This is a genomic window from Rothia sp. HMSC071B01, assembly GCF_001808945.1.
In the GTDB taxonomy this organism is placed as follows: Bacteria; Actinomycetota; Actinomycetes; order Actinomycetales; family Micrococcaceae; genus Rothia.
This window is the reverse complement of the sequence record NZ_KV795073.1, coordinates 415,272-430,574: the sequence shown is the minus strand read 5'-3', so window position 1 is coordinate 430,574 and position 15,303 is coordinate 415,272. Positions and strand designations below refer to the sequence as shown.

13 protein-coding genes and 1 tRNA gene are annotated in these 15,303 nt (G+C 61.6%); 7 read left to right on the top strand and 7 right to left on the bottom strand.

Annotated elements, in window-relative coordinates; genetic code table 11:
• Positions 1 to 138 precede the first annotated feature (138 nt).
• Positions 139 to 1,215: a DNA integrity scanning diadenylate cyclase DisA gene (disA, locus tag HMPREF2527_RS06740; RefSeq protein WP_070507302.1), complete on the bottom strand. Its 1,077-nt coding sequence runs from the start codon at positions 1,213 to 1,215 to the stop codon at positions 139 to 141.
• Positions 1,216 to 1,423: 208 nt separating this feature from the next.
• Here disA and radA point away from each other — a divergent pair, with 208 nt between their 5' ends.
• Positions 1,424 to 2,866: a DNA repair protein RadA gene (gene radA / locus HMPREF2527_RS06735; protein ID WP_070507300.1), complete on the top strand. Its 1,443-nt coding sequence runs from the start codon at positions 1,424 to 1,426 to the stop codon at positions 2,864 to 2,866.
• A gap of 100 nt (positions 2,867 to 2,966) precedes the next feature.
• On the opposite strand, the gene HMPREF2527_RS06730 is transcribed toward radA, so the two are convergent.
• The 6 genes from HMPREF2527_RS06730 to HMPREF2527_RS06705 all read right to left on the bottom strand — a co-directional run bounded on the left by HMPREF2527_RS06730 (position 2,967) and on the right by HMPREF2527_RS06705 (position 10,254).
• Positions 2,967 to 4,295 carry an FUSC family protein gene (locus tag HMPREF2527_RS06730; RefSeq protein ID WP_070507298.1) on the bottom strand — a complete coding sequence of 443 codons (1,329 nt, stop codon included), beginning with the start codon at positions 4,293 to 4,295 and terminating at the stop codon, positions 2,967 to 2,969.
• A gap of 160 nt (positions 4,296 to 4,455) precedes the next feature.
• Positions 4,456 to 6,213 (bottom strand): polysaccharide pyruvyl transferase family protein, encoded by a 1,758-nt coding sequence (locus HMPREF2527_RS06725; RefSeq protein WP_070507296.1) that lies wholly within the window; start codon positions 6,211 to 6,213, stop codon positions 4,456 to 4,458.
• A 3-nt stretch (positions 6,214 to 6,216) separates the two neighbouring features.
• Positions 6,217 to 7,290: a glycosyltransferase family 2 protein gene (locus tag HMPREF2527_RS06720; protein ID WP_070507294.1), complete on the bottom strand. Its 1,074-nt coding sequence runs from the start codon at positions 7,288 to 7,290 to the stop codon at positions 6,217 to 6,219.
• A 142-nt stretch (positions 7,291 to 7,432) separates the two neighbouring features.
• Positions 7,433 to 8,467 (bottom strand): inorganic phosphate transporter, encoded by a 1,035-nt coding sequence (locus HMPREF2527_RS06715; protein ID WP_070507292.1) that lies wholly within the window; start codon positions 8,465 to 8,467, stop codon positions 7,433 to 7,435.
• Positions 8,467 to 9,084 carry a hypothetical protein gene (locus tag HMPREF2527_RS06710; protein ID WP_005504391.1) on the bottom strand — a complete coding sequence of 206 codons (618 nt, stop codon included), beginning with the start codon at positions 9,082 to 9,084 and terminating at the stop codon, positions 8,467 to 8,469. Before HMPREF2527_RS06710 ends, HMPREF2527_RS06715 begins: the two co-directional genes overlap by 1 nt.
• Positions 9,085 to 9,480: 396 nt before the next feature.
• The gene (locus tag HMPREF2527_RS06705; protein WP_083294467.1) at positions 9,481 to 10,254 is read right to left on the bottom strand and encodes a histone acetyltransferase; all 774 of its coding nucleotides are present in this window, start codon (positions 10,252 to 10,254) and stop codon (positions 9,481 to 9,483) included.
• Positions 10,255 to 10,341: 87 nt separating this feature from the next.
• On the opposite strand from HMPREF2527_RS06705, the gene HMPREF2527_RS06700 reads away from it, so the two are divergent.
• The 6 genes from HMPREF2527_RS06700 to HMPREF2527_RS06675 all read left to right on the top strand — a co-directional run bounded on the left by HMPREF2527_RS06700 (position 10,342) and on the right by HMPREF2527_RS06675 (position 15,267).
• A tRNA-Lys gene (locus tag HMPREF2527_RS06700) sits at positions 10,342 to 10,414 on the top strand.
• A 168-nt stretch (positions 10,415 to 10,582) separates the two neighbouring features.
• Positions 10,583 to 11,092 (top strand): asparaginase domain-containing protein, encoded by a 510-nt coding sequence (locus HMPREF2527_RS06695; protein ID WP_083294466.1) that lies wholly within the window; start codon positions 10,583 to 10,585, stop codon positions 11,090 to 11,092.
• Position 11,093: 1 nt separating this feature from the next.
• Positions 11,094 to 11,783 carry an amino acid transporter gene (locus tag HMPREF2527_RS06690; protein ID WP_070507286.1) on the top strand — a complete coding sequence of 230 codons (690 nt, stop codon included), beginning with the start codon at positions 11,094 to 11,096 and terminating at the stop codon, positions 11,781 to 11,783.
• A gap of 257 nt (positions 11,784 to 12,040) precedes the next feature.
• Positions 12,041 to 12,778, top strand: coding sequence for an organic solvent tolerance protein OstA (locus HMPREF2527_RS06685; protein WP_246824785.1), 738 nt, complete (start codon positions 12,041 to 12,043; stop codon positions 12,776 to 12,778).
• A 110-nt stretch (positions 12,779 to 12,888) separates the two neighbouring features.
• Positions 12,889 to 13,482, top strand: a complete 594-nt coding sequence (locus tag HMPREF2527_RS06680; protein ID WP_012902796.1) for a flagellar type III secretion system protein FlhB — start codon at positions 12,889 to 12,891, stop codon at positions 13,480 to 13,482.
• Between the two features lie 99 nt (positions 13,483 to 13,581).
• A complete protein-coding gene (locus HMPREF2527_RS06675; RefSeq protein ID WP_070507281.1) occupies positions 13,582 to 15,267 on the top strand; it encodes an ABC transporter permease in 1,686 nt (561 codons plus the stop codon).
• Positions 15,268 to 15,303: the final 36 nt, after the last annotated feature.

Below are 15,303 nucleotides of genomic sequence, written 5' to 3'. Positions count from 1 at the left end.
GGGGGGGGGGGGGGGGGGGGGGGGGGGGGGGGGGAACTCCGCTGTTACTACATCATAATGCAAAAGGTTCTCGTGAGGTCAGAAAAAGCCACCGTGCCAGATAGTCTCCGGTGCGGGGGCTTCTCGTATGAGCTTTTGTTAGAGGTACTTCTCCAAACTGCTCTCCGCCATGCGGGACAGCTGCTCACGCACCGTGCGGGCACGAGCCTCACCCACACCGTCCACGGCGCGCAGATCCTCAAGGGACGCCGCCATCAGAGCCTGCAGGCTGCCGAAGCGCTCCACCAGACGCTCAGAAATAGCGTTCGGGATGCTCGGAATACCGGCGAGCAGACGGAAACCGCGAGGCTGCAGGGGGAACTCCAGGTCGGGGTTCTCACCAAAGCCGACAGTGCGGGCAATCGTGCGCAGATCCACGATGTCCATATCGTCCAGGTTCTGAAGCGCCTCAACGCCGGCGGTAATCAGCTCGTCGTTCACCTCGGGCAGGTAATCGCGCAGAATCAGGTCGCTAGCGGTCATCTCGGGGGCGCGCAGCTCCTCCAGCTGCAGGGCAATCAGGCGGCCGTGCACGCCGAGCTCCAGCACGTAGTGGCTGACCTCGCGGATAATGCGGTTCACCATCTCCATGCGCTGCAGGGTCATCGCCACGTCGCCCAGGGAAACGTTCGACTCAATCTCCTGAGATGAGAGGTTGGAGAGCACCGAACGCAGACGCTTCTTATAGCTTTCAAGGGTCTGAATCGCCTGGTTTGCGCGGGCCATCAGGTACTGGCTGTCCTCAACCATGTAGCGGGTGCCGTCAACGTACACCGAAATCACGGACATCGACGCGCTCACCGAAATCACCGGGAAACCGGTCTGAATCGCGGTGCGTTCGGCGGTGCGGTGGCGGGTGCCGGACTCGTTCGTCTCAATGGAGGCGTCCGGCATGAGCTGCACGCCGGCGTGCAACAGGCGGGTGGCGTCGCGGTCGCAGATGATAGCGCCATCCATCTTCGCCAGCTCGCGCAGGCGGGTTGCCGAGAACTCGGTGTCGATGTTGAAACCGCCCGAAGACAGGGAGGATACGGTGCGGTCGGATCCGAGTACGATGAGCGCGCCCGTACGGCCACGCATGATGCGTTCCAGGCCCTCGCGGAGCTCGGTGCCGGGGGCGATTCGGGCGATAGTTTTCAGCAAGAGGTCACTATAATTCATCTGCACGAAAACCATTGTACCCATAAGGGTGGTTATTGAGCCAGGTCAGGGGCGGAACGGCGGGCTAAAGTGCCTCAAAAGCGAACGGGTATTCTCGATATTTATACAGGAGTGCACGAGGTGAAATTATCTGCATATAAGGGTAAAAATACGTTCTGCGGTACCCCATTTCGCCGTGACCAAACACCGCGCACCATATCGCTCCAGACCCTAAAATAGACCCATGACCGCGCGCACAAAAAACACCAAAACCGCACCCGCCTACCGCTGCACCGAATGCGGCTGGACCACCGCCAAATGGGTAGGCCGCTGCGGCGAATGCCAAACCTGGGGCACCGTCGAAGAAGCTGCCGGGGCCACCCGTGCGCGCACCCGCGCCGCATCCAGCGTGCAGAAACCCGCCCAGCCCATCGCAGAAGTCGACTCGCGCGTAGCCGCCTACATGAGCACCGGAAACCCCGAATTTGACCGCGTGCTCGGCGGCGGACTCGTGCCCGGCGCGGTTATCCTCATGGCGGGCGAACCCGGCGTGGGTAAGTCCACCCTGCTGCTGGATGTTGCCGCCACCTTCGCGCGCGGCACCGCCGGGATTGCGGGGCAGAAGGGTGGGCAGAACAACCCGGTGCAGAACGTCCAGCCGCCGCGCCCGGTGCTGTACATTACCGGCGAGGAATCCGCCGCGCAGGTCAAGCTCCGCGCCGACCGCATCCGCGCCATCGCGGACACCCTCTACCTGACCAGCGAAACCGACCTCGGCACCGCCCTGGCGCATATTGAGCAGATCAACCCCTCCCTGCTGGTCATTGACTCCGTGCAGACCCTCGCCTCCGCGGAAGTTGAGGGTAGCGCCGGCGGTGTGACCCAGGTGCGTGAGGTTGCCGCCTCCGTGATTGCCGCGGCTAAGGAACGCAACATGTGCACCCTGCTCGTGGGTCACGTGACTAAGGAAGGCACCATCGCGGGCCCGCGCCTGCTTGAGCACCTGGTGGACGTGGTCTGCCAGTTCGAGGGCGATAAGCACTCGAATATCCGCATGCTGCGCGCGATTAAGAACCGCTTCGGCCCCACCGACGAGGTGGGCTGCTTTGACATGCACGAGGACGGCATCGCGCCCGTGCTGGACCCCTCCGGCATGTTCGTTTCAAGTACCCCGCACCCGGTGGCGGGCACCTGCGTGACCGTCACGATGGAGGGCCGCCGACCCCTGCTCGCGGAGGTACAGGCGCTACTGGATCAGGCGGTGGCGCCCGCCCCTCGCCGTACCGTCTCGGGCCTGGATTCGGCGCGTATTCAGATGCTGCTGGCGGTACTGCAGCGCCGCGCCGGGCTGAACGTGGGCAAGCTCGACTGCTACGTCTCCACGGTGGGCGGCGCAAAAATTGCCGAGCCCGCCGCCGACCTGGCGTGCGTCATGGCCCTTGCCTCGGCGGCGCAAAATAAGCCGCTACCGCGCAAACTCGCGGTCTTCGGCGAGGTCGGCCTGGCGGGTGAGGTGCGCGCCGTTCCGGGCATCCGCCAGCGCATTGCGGAGGTGGGCCGCCTGGGCTTCACGCACGTGCTGGTGCCCGCCTCCCCGACCGGCGTGGGGGACGTGCCCGAGGGGGTCACCGTGCGCGAGGTGACCACCCTGGGCGAGGCGCTGGCACTACTCTTCCCGCAGAAGTAAAACAGCAAAAGCGAGGAGGGGGCTCCCGGCTGACGTGAAGGTCACCGGGAGCCCCCTCCGCTGTGTCTTGACGGTCGCCACTGACCCCGCTAGAACCCCGCTAGGAGGAGCGGCTCTCCTCCTCGTTCTCGTGCAACATGATGTTGATCGAGCGGGTGTTGAGCTTGTTCGTGCGGTGGGTGTTCACTGCGCTATCGGTCACGTCGTCAACCACCATGGAGTCATCCATGTCAGCGTCAACAATCGGGATTGCCGAGGTACGCGGTGCGTGCTTCGTGACCGCCTCGCCCAGGGGCACCAGAACCGCCACGGCGTCCTTGTGGGACATGCCGGTCGCCTCCAAAAAGTCGACTACAATCAGGCGGAGCATCAGCACGAGCGACTCGCCCTCAAAGGTCGCCACACCCATCGTGCGCGGCTCGAGGGTGCCGGCAAGCTTAATCATGCGTTCGCGTGCCTCCATCATGTAGTGCTCGCGTTCGCCTTCGGTCGGTGCAGACATGCCCAGGCCGAGACTCTGCGCCGCCAGCGACAGCTCGGTCAGCGCGTCACTAAGCGAGAGCTGCGCAGCAGTACGCAGCTGCACGTGGTGAATCGTGGACGCCATACGGCGGTTGAGCACGCGGTCGTTACGGATCGCCAAATCTACCGCGGCGAGAGTCTTCGCCATGCGCGCTAGCTCGCCCTTGCTCTTGCGGCTATTCCACGACAGCTCGCTCATACCCTGCGCGGTGATCAGGTCGCCGCGGCATGCATCGTAGAGCGGTTGCAGGGCACGCGCATCGAGCAGGCTCTGGTACGCCTTGTTGTAGTCGTAGTAGCGGATTGCCTCGGAGGAGAGCTGGAAAACCTTTGCGAACGCATCCATGAGGGCCTGTGCGCGAGCACGCGGGTTCTTACGCGGGTCGCGCGGCATCAGGTACATGGCGAGGAATGCAAAGGCGCCACCCACAATGCCGTCAAAACTGCGGGTGAATGCGTCATCAGGCACCGGCAGCAGCAACGTGAAACAGGCCTGGAAGCTGAGCTGAATCGTAAAAATAATGCCCTTATCAATAAATCGGGCAATAATCACGGTCAAGAAAAGCACCACTGCCGCCTGCCAGGTACCGTGACCGAGCAGGATTAGCAGAAGGTCGCCAATGAGAATGCCGAGGGTCACGCCGAAGGAGACCTCAAGGATTCGGCGGGAGTGCTTCGCGCCGCTCACATAGCCGAGGGATACGAGGGCAGCGACCGGCGCGAAAATGGGCTCGTGGTGGCCCAGGACGCGCTCAGCGAAAAGCCAAGCGCCCATAGACGCTGCAACAATCTGCACAGACTGAAAGAAGTCTGCTCGGACTCGGTGAATACCCTCGCGGACGAACTGCCGGGTGTTCTGTTCAGTAGTGCGTAGAATGTCTGCGAATCGTGCCATGGGCACCATCATACCGGCGCACATGCGGTGCACAAGGGGGTAGGGGAGTGTTGGGCGCAAGTGTGAGAGAGTCCGCGCCCCCTACCCGCTCTGGAGTCGTGTTTTCCGAGGAAACCTAGCTCCAAAACCGCTGCTCTAGCCCCGTTACGCAGCCTGGCCCCCGTTCCGCAACCTAGCCGCGGAGGCGCCGCGCTACCTTCGCCAGCAGGCCCGGCTTCGTCTCGGCGGGCGCTTCAGAAGATGACTCAGGCTCAACGGTGACAGGATGCGTTTCTTCGGCGCCGTGTGCCCCGTGAATACCGTGCGCGCTGTACCCGCCGCCGATTGCGCGGGCACGCTCGAGCTGCCGACGGTGCTCAGCATCCCAGGAGTGCGCCCGGTCGGACATTGCCCACTCAAACCCAGCGGTGAGGGAGGTTTCGGTAAAGAGATCGCGTGCGGCGCGGACGGTCGCACCCAGCGGCTCGGGGAGAGCCGGGGTTTGCTCCACGGCGGGGAAAGGTGCCGGGGGTGTGCTTTCGCCCGACTTTTCTTTACCATGTGCAAGAATCTGCGTCAGCAGGTAGGCACGCTCGGTGCGCAGCACCTCCAGCAGCTCGGTGCGGCGTGCATCCGATGCCACCGCCGCGTGCCGCAGGGCGGCGGCAACCATCAGCTCGGGAACGCCACCGGCGAGCATGCCCAACGGCAGGGTGAACTCGCCCAGCCCGTACAGGCTCAGGGCGCCGCCCACGCGCATCTGCGTGAAGGCGTCCGGCACGAGGGCGAGCACGGGAATACCCGCCGCGGCGGAGAATACCGCCGGGTGGTAGCGGCTGGTCAGCGTGAACGCCGCGCCACGGTGCACGGTGACGCTCTGGTCGGCGTGCAGAATCGGTAGCAGGGTAGCCGGGGTGGAGGGGCTGAGCTGCTCGGCGATGCGCTGGTGTGCCTGAATATCGCCGCTTTCGGGGTTCTGCGGGTCGCCAAAATGGCTCAGGAACACGGAGGCGTAGCCGTGCTCGCGCCACATGTTATCGAGCAGACGAGCGAGCTGCTGCGCCTGCTGTTCGGTGCACTCGTTGACGGTCACGCACACGTAGCGTTCGGGCAGCTCATCCAGTGCCTGACCTGCGGAAACGCCTTCCGCATAGTGCAGGGTACGCGCGGGGGAAGTCGGCAGGTAGTCGGTGGCATCGTCCACGCTCAGGCGCGCGTCAATACCCCGCTCACGGCACCAGGCGAGGGAAGAATGTTCACGCACCGTCACCGAACGGGCGGTGCGCAGCATACGCTCCAGAACCTGCGCATCCTCAGGATTGAGCACCGGGCCCAGGGACTGGCCGGTCACGTACACGGGCACGCCCGCATGCTCGGCGGCACGCACCGCGGCGGCGCGTTCGTAGAGCAGCCAGCCGTAGCGGGAATTGAGGTTGCCGCCGCCGGAGACCACAACTGCGTCCATGGTGGCGATAGCGTCCGCGAACTCCACCATGCGCTCAACGGTCTGCGCCAGCGGATGCAACACCTCCGGCAGCGCCTGCACCTGCGGCAACACCGACAGCTCGGCGGTGGAAGGGTGCTCCCGGTCGGCGTGCAGCTCCGTCAGGACGCATTCGAACGCCGCGAGGGTCAGCTCGCGTTCAGCCGGTGCCCAGGGGAAGAGGAAAAACGGCAGGTACTCGTAGGGTGCGCCCGCCTCATGATGTGCCGCCTCATGATTCACCGCCGCGCCAATATAGCGCGCCGAATGGCCCACGTCGCGGGTCATGAGGGTGACCGCCGCGCCGCCTTCGGAAAGCGCCGCCGCGCTCGCGATGGTCATGGCTTCGTCGCCTACGTGGTAGGTGTGCTGGCCGATATCGCCGATGACGAGCACGCGCGGTACTTCAGTAAAGTGCGGTGTTTCAGTAACGGGCAGTGCTGTAGAAGAATGATTGTTCTCTGTCACGCCTTATGCGCCCTTCTGATCTGCCGACCCAGCCTCAGCCGAACCAGCCTCAGCACCGCGACGAATCAGGGAACGCTTTGCCAAGGAACGCAGCGCGCGGCCCGGGGTGCGCAGGTGCTTGAGAACCCGCAGACGCTCCTCAATAGCCTGCTGGCGGTTCTCAATAGCCTGCTGACGAGCCTCGATACGTTCCAGGCGGCTCTCAATAGAGCGCAGAATATCCAGGGATTCGCGGGTCAGATCGTGCCCGTCAATCACGCGGCGCTCCAGATCAGCCGCCAAATGCGCCTGATACAGGTACGCGCCCGGTCGGGCACCCGCCTGCAAATCCTCACGGATAGCGCGGGCACGCACCAACGAATCGAAGCGGGCATGATCAGCCTGACGCTTCACGCTATTCGCCTCGGCACCCTCCGCGTCGGGGCGTAGCGACCAGTACGCCAGCGGCTCATCCACCAGCAGAATATCCGCGACAGAGGCGGCACGCATGTTGAACTCCCAGTCACCGACCACCGGCAGGGACTCGTCATAGAAGCCGACGAGCTCGTGTAGGCTGCGGCGGTAGAGAATACCGATTGGCACGGCACGGTTCGTGCGGAAGAGGAACTGCAAACCGATGCCGGGCAGGCCGTCGTGGAAAATACGCTCCTCGTACACCTCGAACTCGCCGTCGGCGTTCTCACGTTCGTACCGCTCTACAACGCGGGTGGTGCACATGAGTGCGCCGTTCTCTTCGAGCGCCGCGACGGTGCGTTCCAGGAACTCGGGTGCCCATAAGTCGTCGTCATCGTGAATCGCCACGTATTCGGAGGTGGTCGCCGCCAAACCGGCGTTGGATGCCGCCTCCATGTTGTCGCCGGCGGTGGTCAGTAGCTGCACACGGCTGGAATCCTGCGCGTTAGAACTCAGCGGAGAAGCCTCAATGACGGCGCGGGTTGCCTGTTCGTCGCCTCCGTCGTTAATCACGCAGACCGTGTAGTCGGTGAAGGTCTGCTGCGCAATGTTCTCCAGCGCGCGGCTCAAGAAGCGGGGGCGGCCCTTCGTGCGGACCAGAATAGCTACGGTAGGGGAAGACATAACCACAATCAGTCGAGGGTGAATGGGCCCGTGCCAGCCCAGGAACTCAACCCATTATGAAGGTGTGCACTGTTCAGACTCAACCCACCGCCCGGCTAACCCGCAACAGCGTGCACACAGGGGCACGAGCCGCCCCTAAAAACTAGCTGATGGACTGTAGTGCCACCATCGCCAGCACACCGAGCACAAAACACGCCGGAATGGTGACCAGCCACACCAGAAGAATCTGCAGAACAATCCTGGACTTCAACGCGTTAAAACGCTGGTTTACGCCCGCGCCGAGCGCCGATGCAGTCGCCAGGTGCGAGGAGGAGAACGGCACCTGCAGCAGGAAGTAGCCGAGCACCTGAACCACCGCGGTCGTGCCCTGAGCGACCGCGCCACGGAACGGGTCTAGGCGGACCATCTTGTAGGCGAAGGTGTAGCCGATGCGGCGGCCACCGGTCAGCGTACCGGCACCCAGGCTGAGGGCAATAATGAGGGTGCCCAGCAGCATCCCGCCCCAGGTGAGGGATTGAATCAGCGCCGGATCCATGATGCGTTCGCTCAGCAGCGCCCACAGCAGCAGGTACAGGTAACCGGTCTGCAGGCCGTGTAGCAGCGAAATCGCGGAGGCAGACACCGCCAGCACCTCGCGGGCGCGCTGATTCACCAGGCGCGGGTTATGCCCCACCACGAGGCGGTAGAACGGCACCACCATCAGCCAGGACAGCAGAAAAATGAGCGGCGGTAGGTAGAAGAGCGGCAGCAGGGTCGCACCAAAAATATGCGGCAGGAACGCGAGGGAACCGAAGCCTTCAGCGACGCTGTCACTCCTCGTCTGGGTCCACCAGCTCACACCGGCGAGGGCACCGACCAGCGCGTGAGTTGAGGAGGACGGCAACCGCAGGAACCAGGTGAGCACACCCCAAATAGCGCAGACGAGCAGCGCCGCAACAATGCCGTTCAGGCCGGTGGTACCCTCCGGGGCACTCACCCACGAGGCGGAATACTCACCGAGTAGCAGGAATGCACCAACCACACCGAGCACGTTGAAGAGCGCGGCAAGGTACAGGGCGGAGCGCTCGCCGAGGGCGCGGGTACGCACCGGAACAGCGACGGCGTTTGAGGCGTCGTGCACACCGGTAACGTATACCGCAGCAATGAAGGCGCAGCAGGCTAGAAGACCCAGGAACATTAGGATTCCTGAACGATAATGCGGCCGATCTCGGCAGACACATCACGCATAGCGTTGGAGGCGGCGGTCAGCTGCGCCAGGAAGGTGGCGTAGCGACGGTACCGTTCGGGGGTGTAGCGTTCGGCAATGTACGCGTCGTACTCTTCGGCGGTGCGTAGCGCCTGGCGGGAGATGCGCAGCATGTCCATCCAGTAGTTGTCGAGGCCGCGAATATCGGCGAGTTTGGGGATGACGGCGGCGGTCAGCACCGCCTGACGCTGAATAATGTCCAGGATTGAGGTGATGTGCGTGGCGAAGCCGTCAATGCTGTGCAGGGACAGCACGTGCGCGGCGCTGGTGAGCTTCTCAACGGCGTTGGTGAGCTTGCGTGCCAGCGTGTACAGGTCTTCACGCGGAATCGGCGGGGAGAAGGAGCTGCGCACCTCGGTGAGGGTGCGGAACAGCAGGTTCGTGGAGTCCGCCTCGTGGGTGAGCATGCGTTCGAAGAGTTCGGGGTACTCCGCAACGGGGGAGCCGACCATTTCTGAGAGCAACGCGGCAGCCTCACCGACCTGCGCTGAAATTTCAGCGAGGGAGGCGAGGGATTCGTTGGCGTGGGGGAAAAGTCGGTGCAGCATAGTTCCCAGTCTAACCAGTATTGGGTGGTGCGGGTGCGCATAGCCCGCGCGTATCTCATGAGCGCTCGAGCTTCAGACACAACTGCGTCGGGCTGACGGCGGCTTCTAGACGGGGTTTTAAGCAAAAAACGGTGGGGGTCGATTTCTCGACCCCCACCGGAACGTTTAGGGATGTCGGGTTGGGAGCGCCTCTCGGCGGAAGGCCGCTCGAAGCGGCTAAAGATTTGGAGCCCGGGGCTACCTATTAGCAACCCGACATCTTGTAATTATTATCCACCCGAACCCGGCGCAGAGTCAATCGGAAACAGGCTTTTCAGGCCTTTGCGGCCCAATGTGGAACCTGTGCCAATTCGCGGCACGAACCCGTATTTTTAGGCGCCCAAACGTTGCAGAAGACTAAAATGCTTCGAGGCTGGTCTGCGATTTTTCCTGCACAGAACCAGCCCCCGAGCCCCCATTAACCTGCTGACTAGCCTCAACGGCGCGCAGCTGGGCGGCGACCGCCTCCAAATCGTGCGCGACCTGCTCCATCTGCTGAGCCTGACGCGGCAGACGAGCACGACGCTCCACCGCCTCACGCTTCACCTCGTGGCTACCCGGAACCGCACCATCCTGCCCGGCAGAGCGCGCATAATCGGTGCGAATACCCAACGCCACCACGTGCGCAAACGCCGCGCAACGTTCCATCGCAATATCCGTATCGCCGGTGTACAGGCCTGCCAGAATCTTATCAATCGTGCGGACCACCTCCTCGGCACTCGGCGGGTCGGGAACACCCGCCACCACGTGCGAACGGTAATCCTCCGCCATGCCCAGCTCAAAAGCACGGCTCACCCCGCGTGGCGAACGATGCACCACATCCCGCAGCCAGTACATACGCCACAGCGCACCCGGCAGGGAGTGGGCGCTCGCGTGCGACCAGAGTTCGGCGAGCATCTCAATACCGTAGTCGTCGGTGAAGCTGACAAGCCGCTCGGTCATCTGCTCGTCGGTGCCGCGTCCACGCATCAGTAGGATGCGTGCGGAGGCGTGCGCCGCCTCTTCGCGTGCGGCGGGGTCCATGCCGCCTTCGTGGCGTTCAAATTTTTCGGCGGAGTAAAGGACGGGGCGGTGGTGGGTGCGGTGTCGGGTGCGCCCGGAGGCGCCGGTTGATGCTGCGGGTGTAGACATAGGATTTCCTAGTGTACCGTTCATTGGCTGGGAGCCGGTAGTGTATAGTATTTCTATCTGCACACTTTCAGTTTTGTGTGGATAGGAGCGCCTTTAGCTCAGTCGGTAGAGCTACGGACTTTTAATCCGCAGGTCGTGGGTTCGAGCCCCACAGGGCGCACTAGCCGACCCGTCGCCTCCCGCATTGCGGGGGTCGGCGGGTTTTTGCGTCTTCACCCTCATGCGCGTGGTCTTACCTCGTGCCTATCCCGTGTGGTGGGGCGTGTCCTGCCGGGTTCGCCTGGCAGTTTTGATTTGTGTACGTTGACCCGAAAAGATGAGGAAACCCGTGAGCGTCACCATTAAGAACCCCGAAGAGATCACGATTCTTGCCACTGGCGGCACGATCGATAAGTTCTATTCGGTGGCGGGCACCATGGATATTGGTGAGCCTGCCGCTAAGGACCTGCTGGACCGCGTGATTACCGATATCCGTTTTGATATTCGCCCGCTGATTGGCAAGGACAGCCTGGACATGACCGATGAGGATCGTGCTGAGCTGACCGAGGCCCTTAACGCTGTCACTAACGACCAGGTGCTCATCACTCACGGTACCGACACCATGCCGGAGACCGCCCGCTACCTGGTGGAGCACGCCGACCTGGGCGATAAGGTTGTGGTGCTGACCGGTGCGATGCAGCCCGCCGTGATGGCTCGTTCGGATGCCGGCTTCAACCTGGGTGCCGCTATTGCCGCCCTGAACCTGCTGGATCCGGGCGTGTACATCAGCATGAGCGGTCGTATTTTCCCTGCTGAGAGCGTGCGTAAGGACCGTTCCCGCGGCATTTTTGAGGGCTAAGATGGCTGATTCTTCTGCTTGTATGCTGCGGGGTGAACCGGTTTCTGCCGCCGAGCTTGCGCCGGTGGAGGGCTCCTCGGATCTTGTGCCGCAGGAGCATATGTCCCAGGGGCATATGTCACAGGCGCAGCTGATGCAGTTGCAGGCGATGGAGGAGCTGGAGCAGCAGGCTGACGAGTTCTGGAATGTCACCAGTGATTACCCGCTGCCGGCTAAGAACCTGTACCTGGTGCGTGTGCTGCTGCTGGTCGTACCCTCGCTGATTACTGTTTATTACTTTATCCGCGTCACGCTTTTCCCGATTGGTGCGGTGCCGCTGGTCTATCTGGTGATGCACATGTGGGTTGCCATGATTTACCGGGCGAACCGTTCGGTGAAGTTGGTGTTGCTGGCGAATGCGGCATCCGGGGTCGCGGCGGCCATTATGACGGCGTTCTTTGCCTATGCGCTTGTGACGGTGCAGGGCCCACAGACGCTGCTAGACCGTGTGGGCGTGTTCTATACGGTGAGCCTGCTGACGGTCATGGCGTCGTTTGCGTTGGAGGTTCTGTTCTCGCTGTTCTATAGTTTGGCGGTTCGTAGGAGCTTGCGTCTGACGCAGAAGAAGCAAGAGGAAGAACAGCGGAACGCAGAACAGCAGCATGCAGAGGACCCGAACGCGGAGGCTTCGCGTGTAGCGGAGCAGAGCTAACGCACACCGACGGGCGGGCGAATCCCCGCGCATCCGCGCCTCTGCCGGGTGATGCCTGAGGGGTGTTGATGGGGTGATAAGTGGCGGTGTGACACGCTCTCAACGATGCCCAGCCACTGCTCAGATTCCCTTAAAGTACGCGTGATACGGTAGAGACAGAAACACGACCCGCACCTGCCAGGAGGCCACTCATGGGCGCTACACACCTGAACACAGATGCCGCTTCATCCGCAGAACACCCGGATGAAGATATCAGTATGCAGACCCGCTTTCAGGCGCCTATCCGTCACGTGACTCCTGCCACGCCGGAGGTGTCCGTTCCGCTGAACGCGCCGCCTGTGGTGACGGGCTCGCATCCGGTTATTTCGGCGACTTCTACCGTCATCATTCAGGATGGTACGAACCCGCCGATTGTGGTGCGTACGCATCCGACGGGTCCTCTACCGCCGTTCCCGGGGCAGGGGCAGTTGCCCGCTTTTCTGCGCACCTACACCGCTGATGAGGTGAAGGAACGCAAACAGAAGCTCAAGAAGAACCTGCTGGTCCGCGCCGTTATTCTGTGCATTTTGAGCATCGTTGAAGGCCTCATTATCTCCCAGTACACGCAGCCGTTGGCGATTTGCTTTGGTTTTGTGGCGGCGCTTTACCTGGTGGTTCAGATGTGGCCGCTGATGCGCCCTCCGCGTGATTCGACGGACGCTTCCGTGTATAGCGTTTGGGCTATCTGCTCCCTGATCGGGTATGTTGCGGTGGGGCTGGTGCTTTCACCGATTACGTTCCTGCTGCTGATGCTCGACTGGGCTGGAGTTTCGATGGGGCTTGACCCCCTGCTGATACTTGTTGTCTTGGGCTTGGTCTGGTTGAGCGAGGTCGGTTTATCGTTGCTGACCATTTACCGCTTCAACAACTTGCGAATTGCGATGGCGAACCGGGCAGATTCTCCGTTGCTACCTGACAGTATTTCCGCGACGGTTGATCCGTCCACTTCTGCCTAAAGTTTTGAGGCGGCGCGGTAGACAAACGCTGCGCCGCCGCCCACACTCACATCACACACTCGCTCATACGTTTTCCGCACACTATCAGCCGATATCCGAAAGATTCAGCTATGTCCGCCGTCGAGTCCTCTCCGCCATCCGCTCCGAACACCACGCATCCTACGAAGCCCGCCACCCCCACTCTCGTGTCTGTGGCGGGTTGGGTTCTGCTTGTTATTGCTGTGGGCTGGCTGGCACTGATTGCGTACACCGGCATCTCCTATGCGACTACCCATTTGTCGCATTTTTCGACCTGGCGCGCCCAGTCGCTGGTGGATGCGCAGGCGTACTATCCGGTGCTTTTCCTGATGGTCAGCGCGTTCGGTAACGTGACCCTGCATGGTTTCTGCACGGTGGCGTATCTGCGTGGTTACCGGTGGGCGGCGTTGGTGCTGTCGGTGGCGTTGGCGTTGGGTGTTTTAGCTTCTTTGCTGATTATGCTGACTGTGGCGGCTCTTCTGGGCACGTTGAATGGTGCGCCGAGCCAGGATGTTGAGCTGCTGCTCAGTAGCGCTTCGCCGCTGTACACGCCGGTGTATATTGCGGGTCCGTACATGCTGGTGTGCGTGGTGGCGTTGGCGTTGGTGTGGTCGCGTCAGTCGCGTTCTTATATGGAGGCGCGCCGTGATTGGCGTGTGCGTCGCAGCGAGGATTACCTGATTTAGCCTCATTTCTGACCGCGGGCACTGCGAGACACGGGTCTGCGGCTCACCGATAATTTTATTCACCCAACCACTATTCACCAACCACAGTTAGGATGACTCGTGCACCCTGCTTCCGAACCTGCGCACGAATCCTCATCGCAGATTAGCCCCGGCGCCGCCAAGCGCACATATGATGAGCGGGCGGCGTTTGAAGAGGCGAAAAGAAACCTTGGCATAGTTGGCGATAGGGAACAGGAATTTAACCGGGGACTGGCGATTCTTGGTAAAGCCTATTCCATCGGTATGACGCTCATCCTGGTGTATTTCCTCCTGGATGCGTACCAGATTCTTGTTACTGCGGGTCGTAGTGTGAACATCGGCTCGTTCCTTAGTTATGCCCTGCCGAAGGTTCTGCCTGACGCCATCTTGGTGGTGCCGTTCCTCTGGATCGTTCTGGATTGGGTCAAAGACGGGTACATTAATCCGCGCCGCCTGACGATGCTGTACCTGTTACTGTGCTGTGTGAGCGGCGTGCTTTCTTTCGCCGGTGTTTTCGGTATGGCTCAGGTACTTTTCCCTGCGTTTACTGCTCTGGATCCGGCTTCGCATCCTGCCGCCGCTTCGTCTATCGTGACGCAGGCTCTGGTCGCGGTCATTACGGCGGGTAGCGCCGTCCTCATGTTCCTGCTGACTCGCTCTGCCGTGGGCGCGGTTCCGAGCCGTGCGGTAATTCGGAAACAGATGTGGGCTATCGAGGAAAGCATGTCGGGTGCTGAGGATGACGAAGAGCTGACTCGCGAGGATGTTCTTTGTCAGCTTGAGAAGGAAGAAGGTCCGGTCAAGGACTCTACCGAACAGCTGTTGCGTGAGCTTTCCGCCGATTATGCGCTCTCGAATGATCCGGTGGAGAAGAACCGCCTGTTGGATGAGATACAGCAGGTTCAGCGCGCCCAGAATGCGGGTGTGAAGCCTAACTTCGACGGCGCGTCTGGCGGGTCGGATAAGCCTCATCAGGAAGCGCACGAGGGTGCGGAGGCGACCGCCGCCTCCACCGCGCCTGCCGCCCCTCAGGTGGTGCTCCCGCCCCGCCCGAAGACGCTGCGCGGCGTCATGTGGTGCGCTACAGCCATTATTATTCTGTCCGCAATCCAACGTATCTATGTATCTATCCATAACGAGGTCCCAGACCGCGTTATGGAAAATATGCCGGGCATCATCATTTCAGGCATATTTGCTACCTTCATCTTCTCTCTCATACCGATTTTTGTTCTCCGCAGACTGTGGAAGGGCCGTAGATGGGCGTACTTCCTCACCCTCTTCGGTAGTGCTTTTGTGGTTTTTATCGGGGTGATGAGTTTGCAATCTTTCATCTCGGCTGATTATTTCTCCAGGCTGGCGGATGAATCGTTGACTTCAAGGCCCCGAGACTACGTAGTTTCCATTGTGGTCAGTGACATTATGGGAGCCTTTCTTACGGTTTTCTACCTTCTGATAGTTGTGCTGCTCATTAGCCGTCCCACCAGGTCGTTTATGACAACCGCGAGGTTGGCATGGATAGAAGCACGCGAACAGGTGAACGCCGGTGACGGTTGGATTGTTGCGCATCAGGATGCAGAAACGCGTACTCACCTGGAAGAAGAACAGACCCGCAGGGAAGAAAAGGAAACTAACCGACGGGCTGAAGAAGCGGTCGCTCAGCAGTACAAGAGGGCCCGCCGTACGGATGCGCGGAAGAACTCCCGCAACGAACAGCGCGGCTACAAGGATACTTCCGTGTACACCGAGGAAGGCTACCGCCTCAACTAGGGCGGGAAGCCCCTCCCCATGGGGAGACTCTTTGCC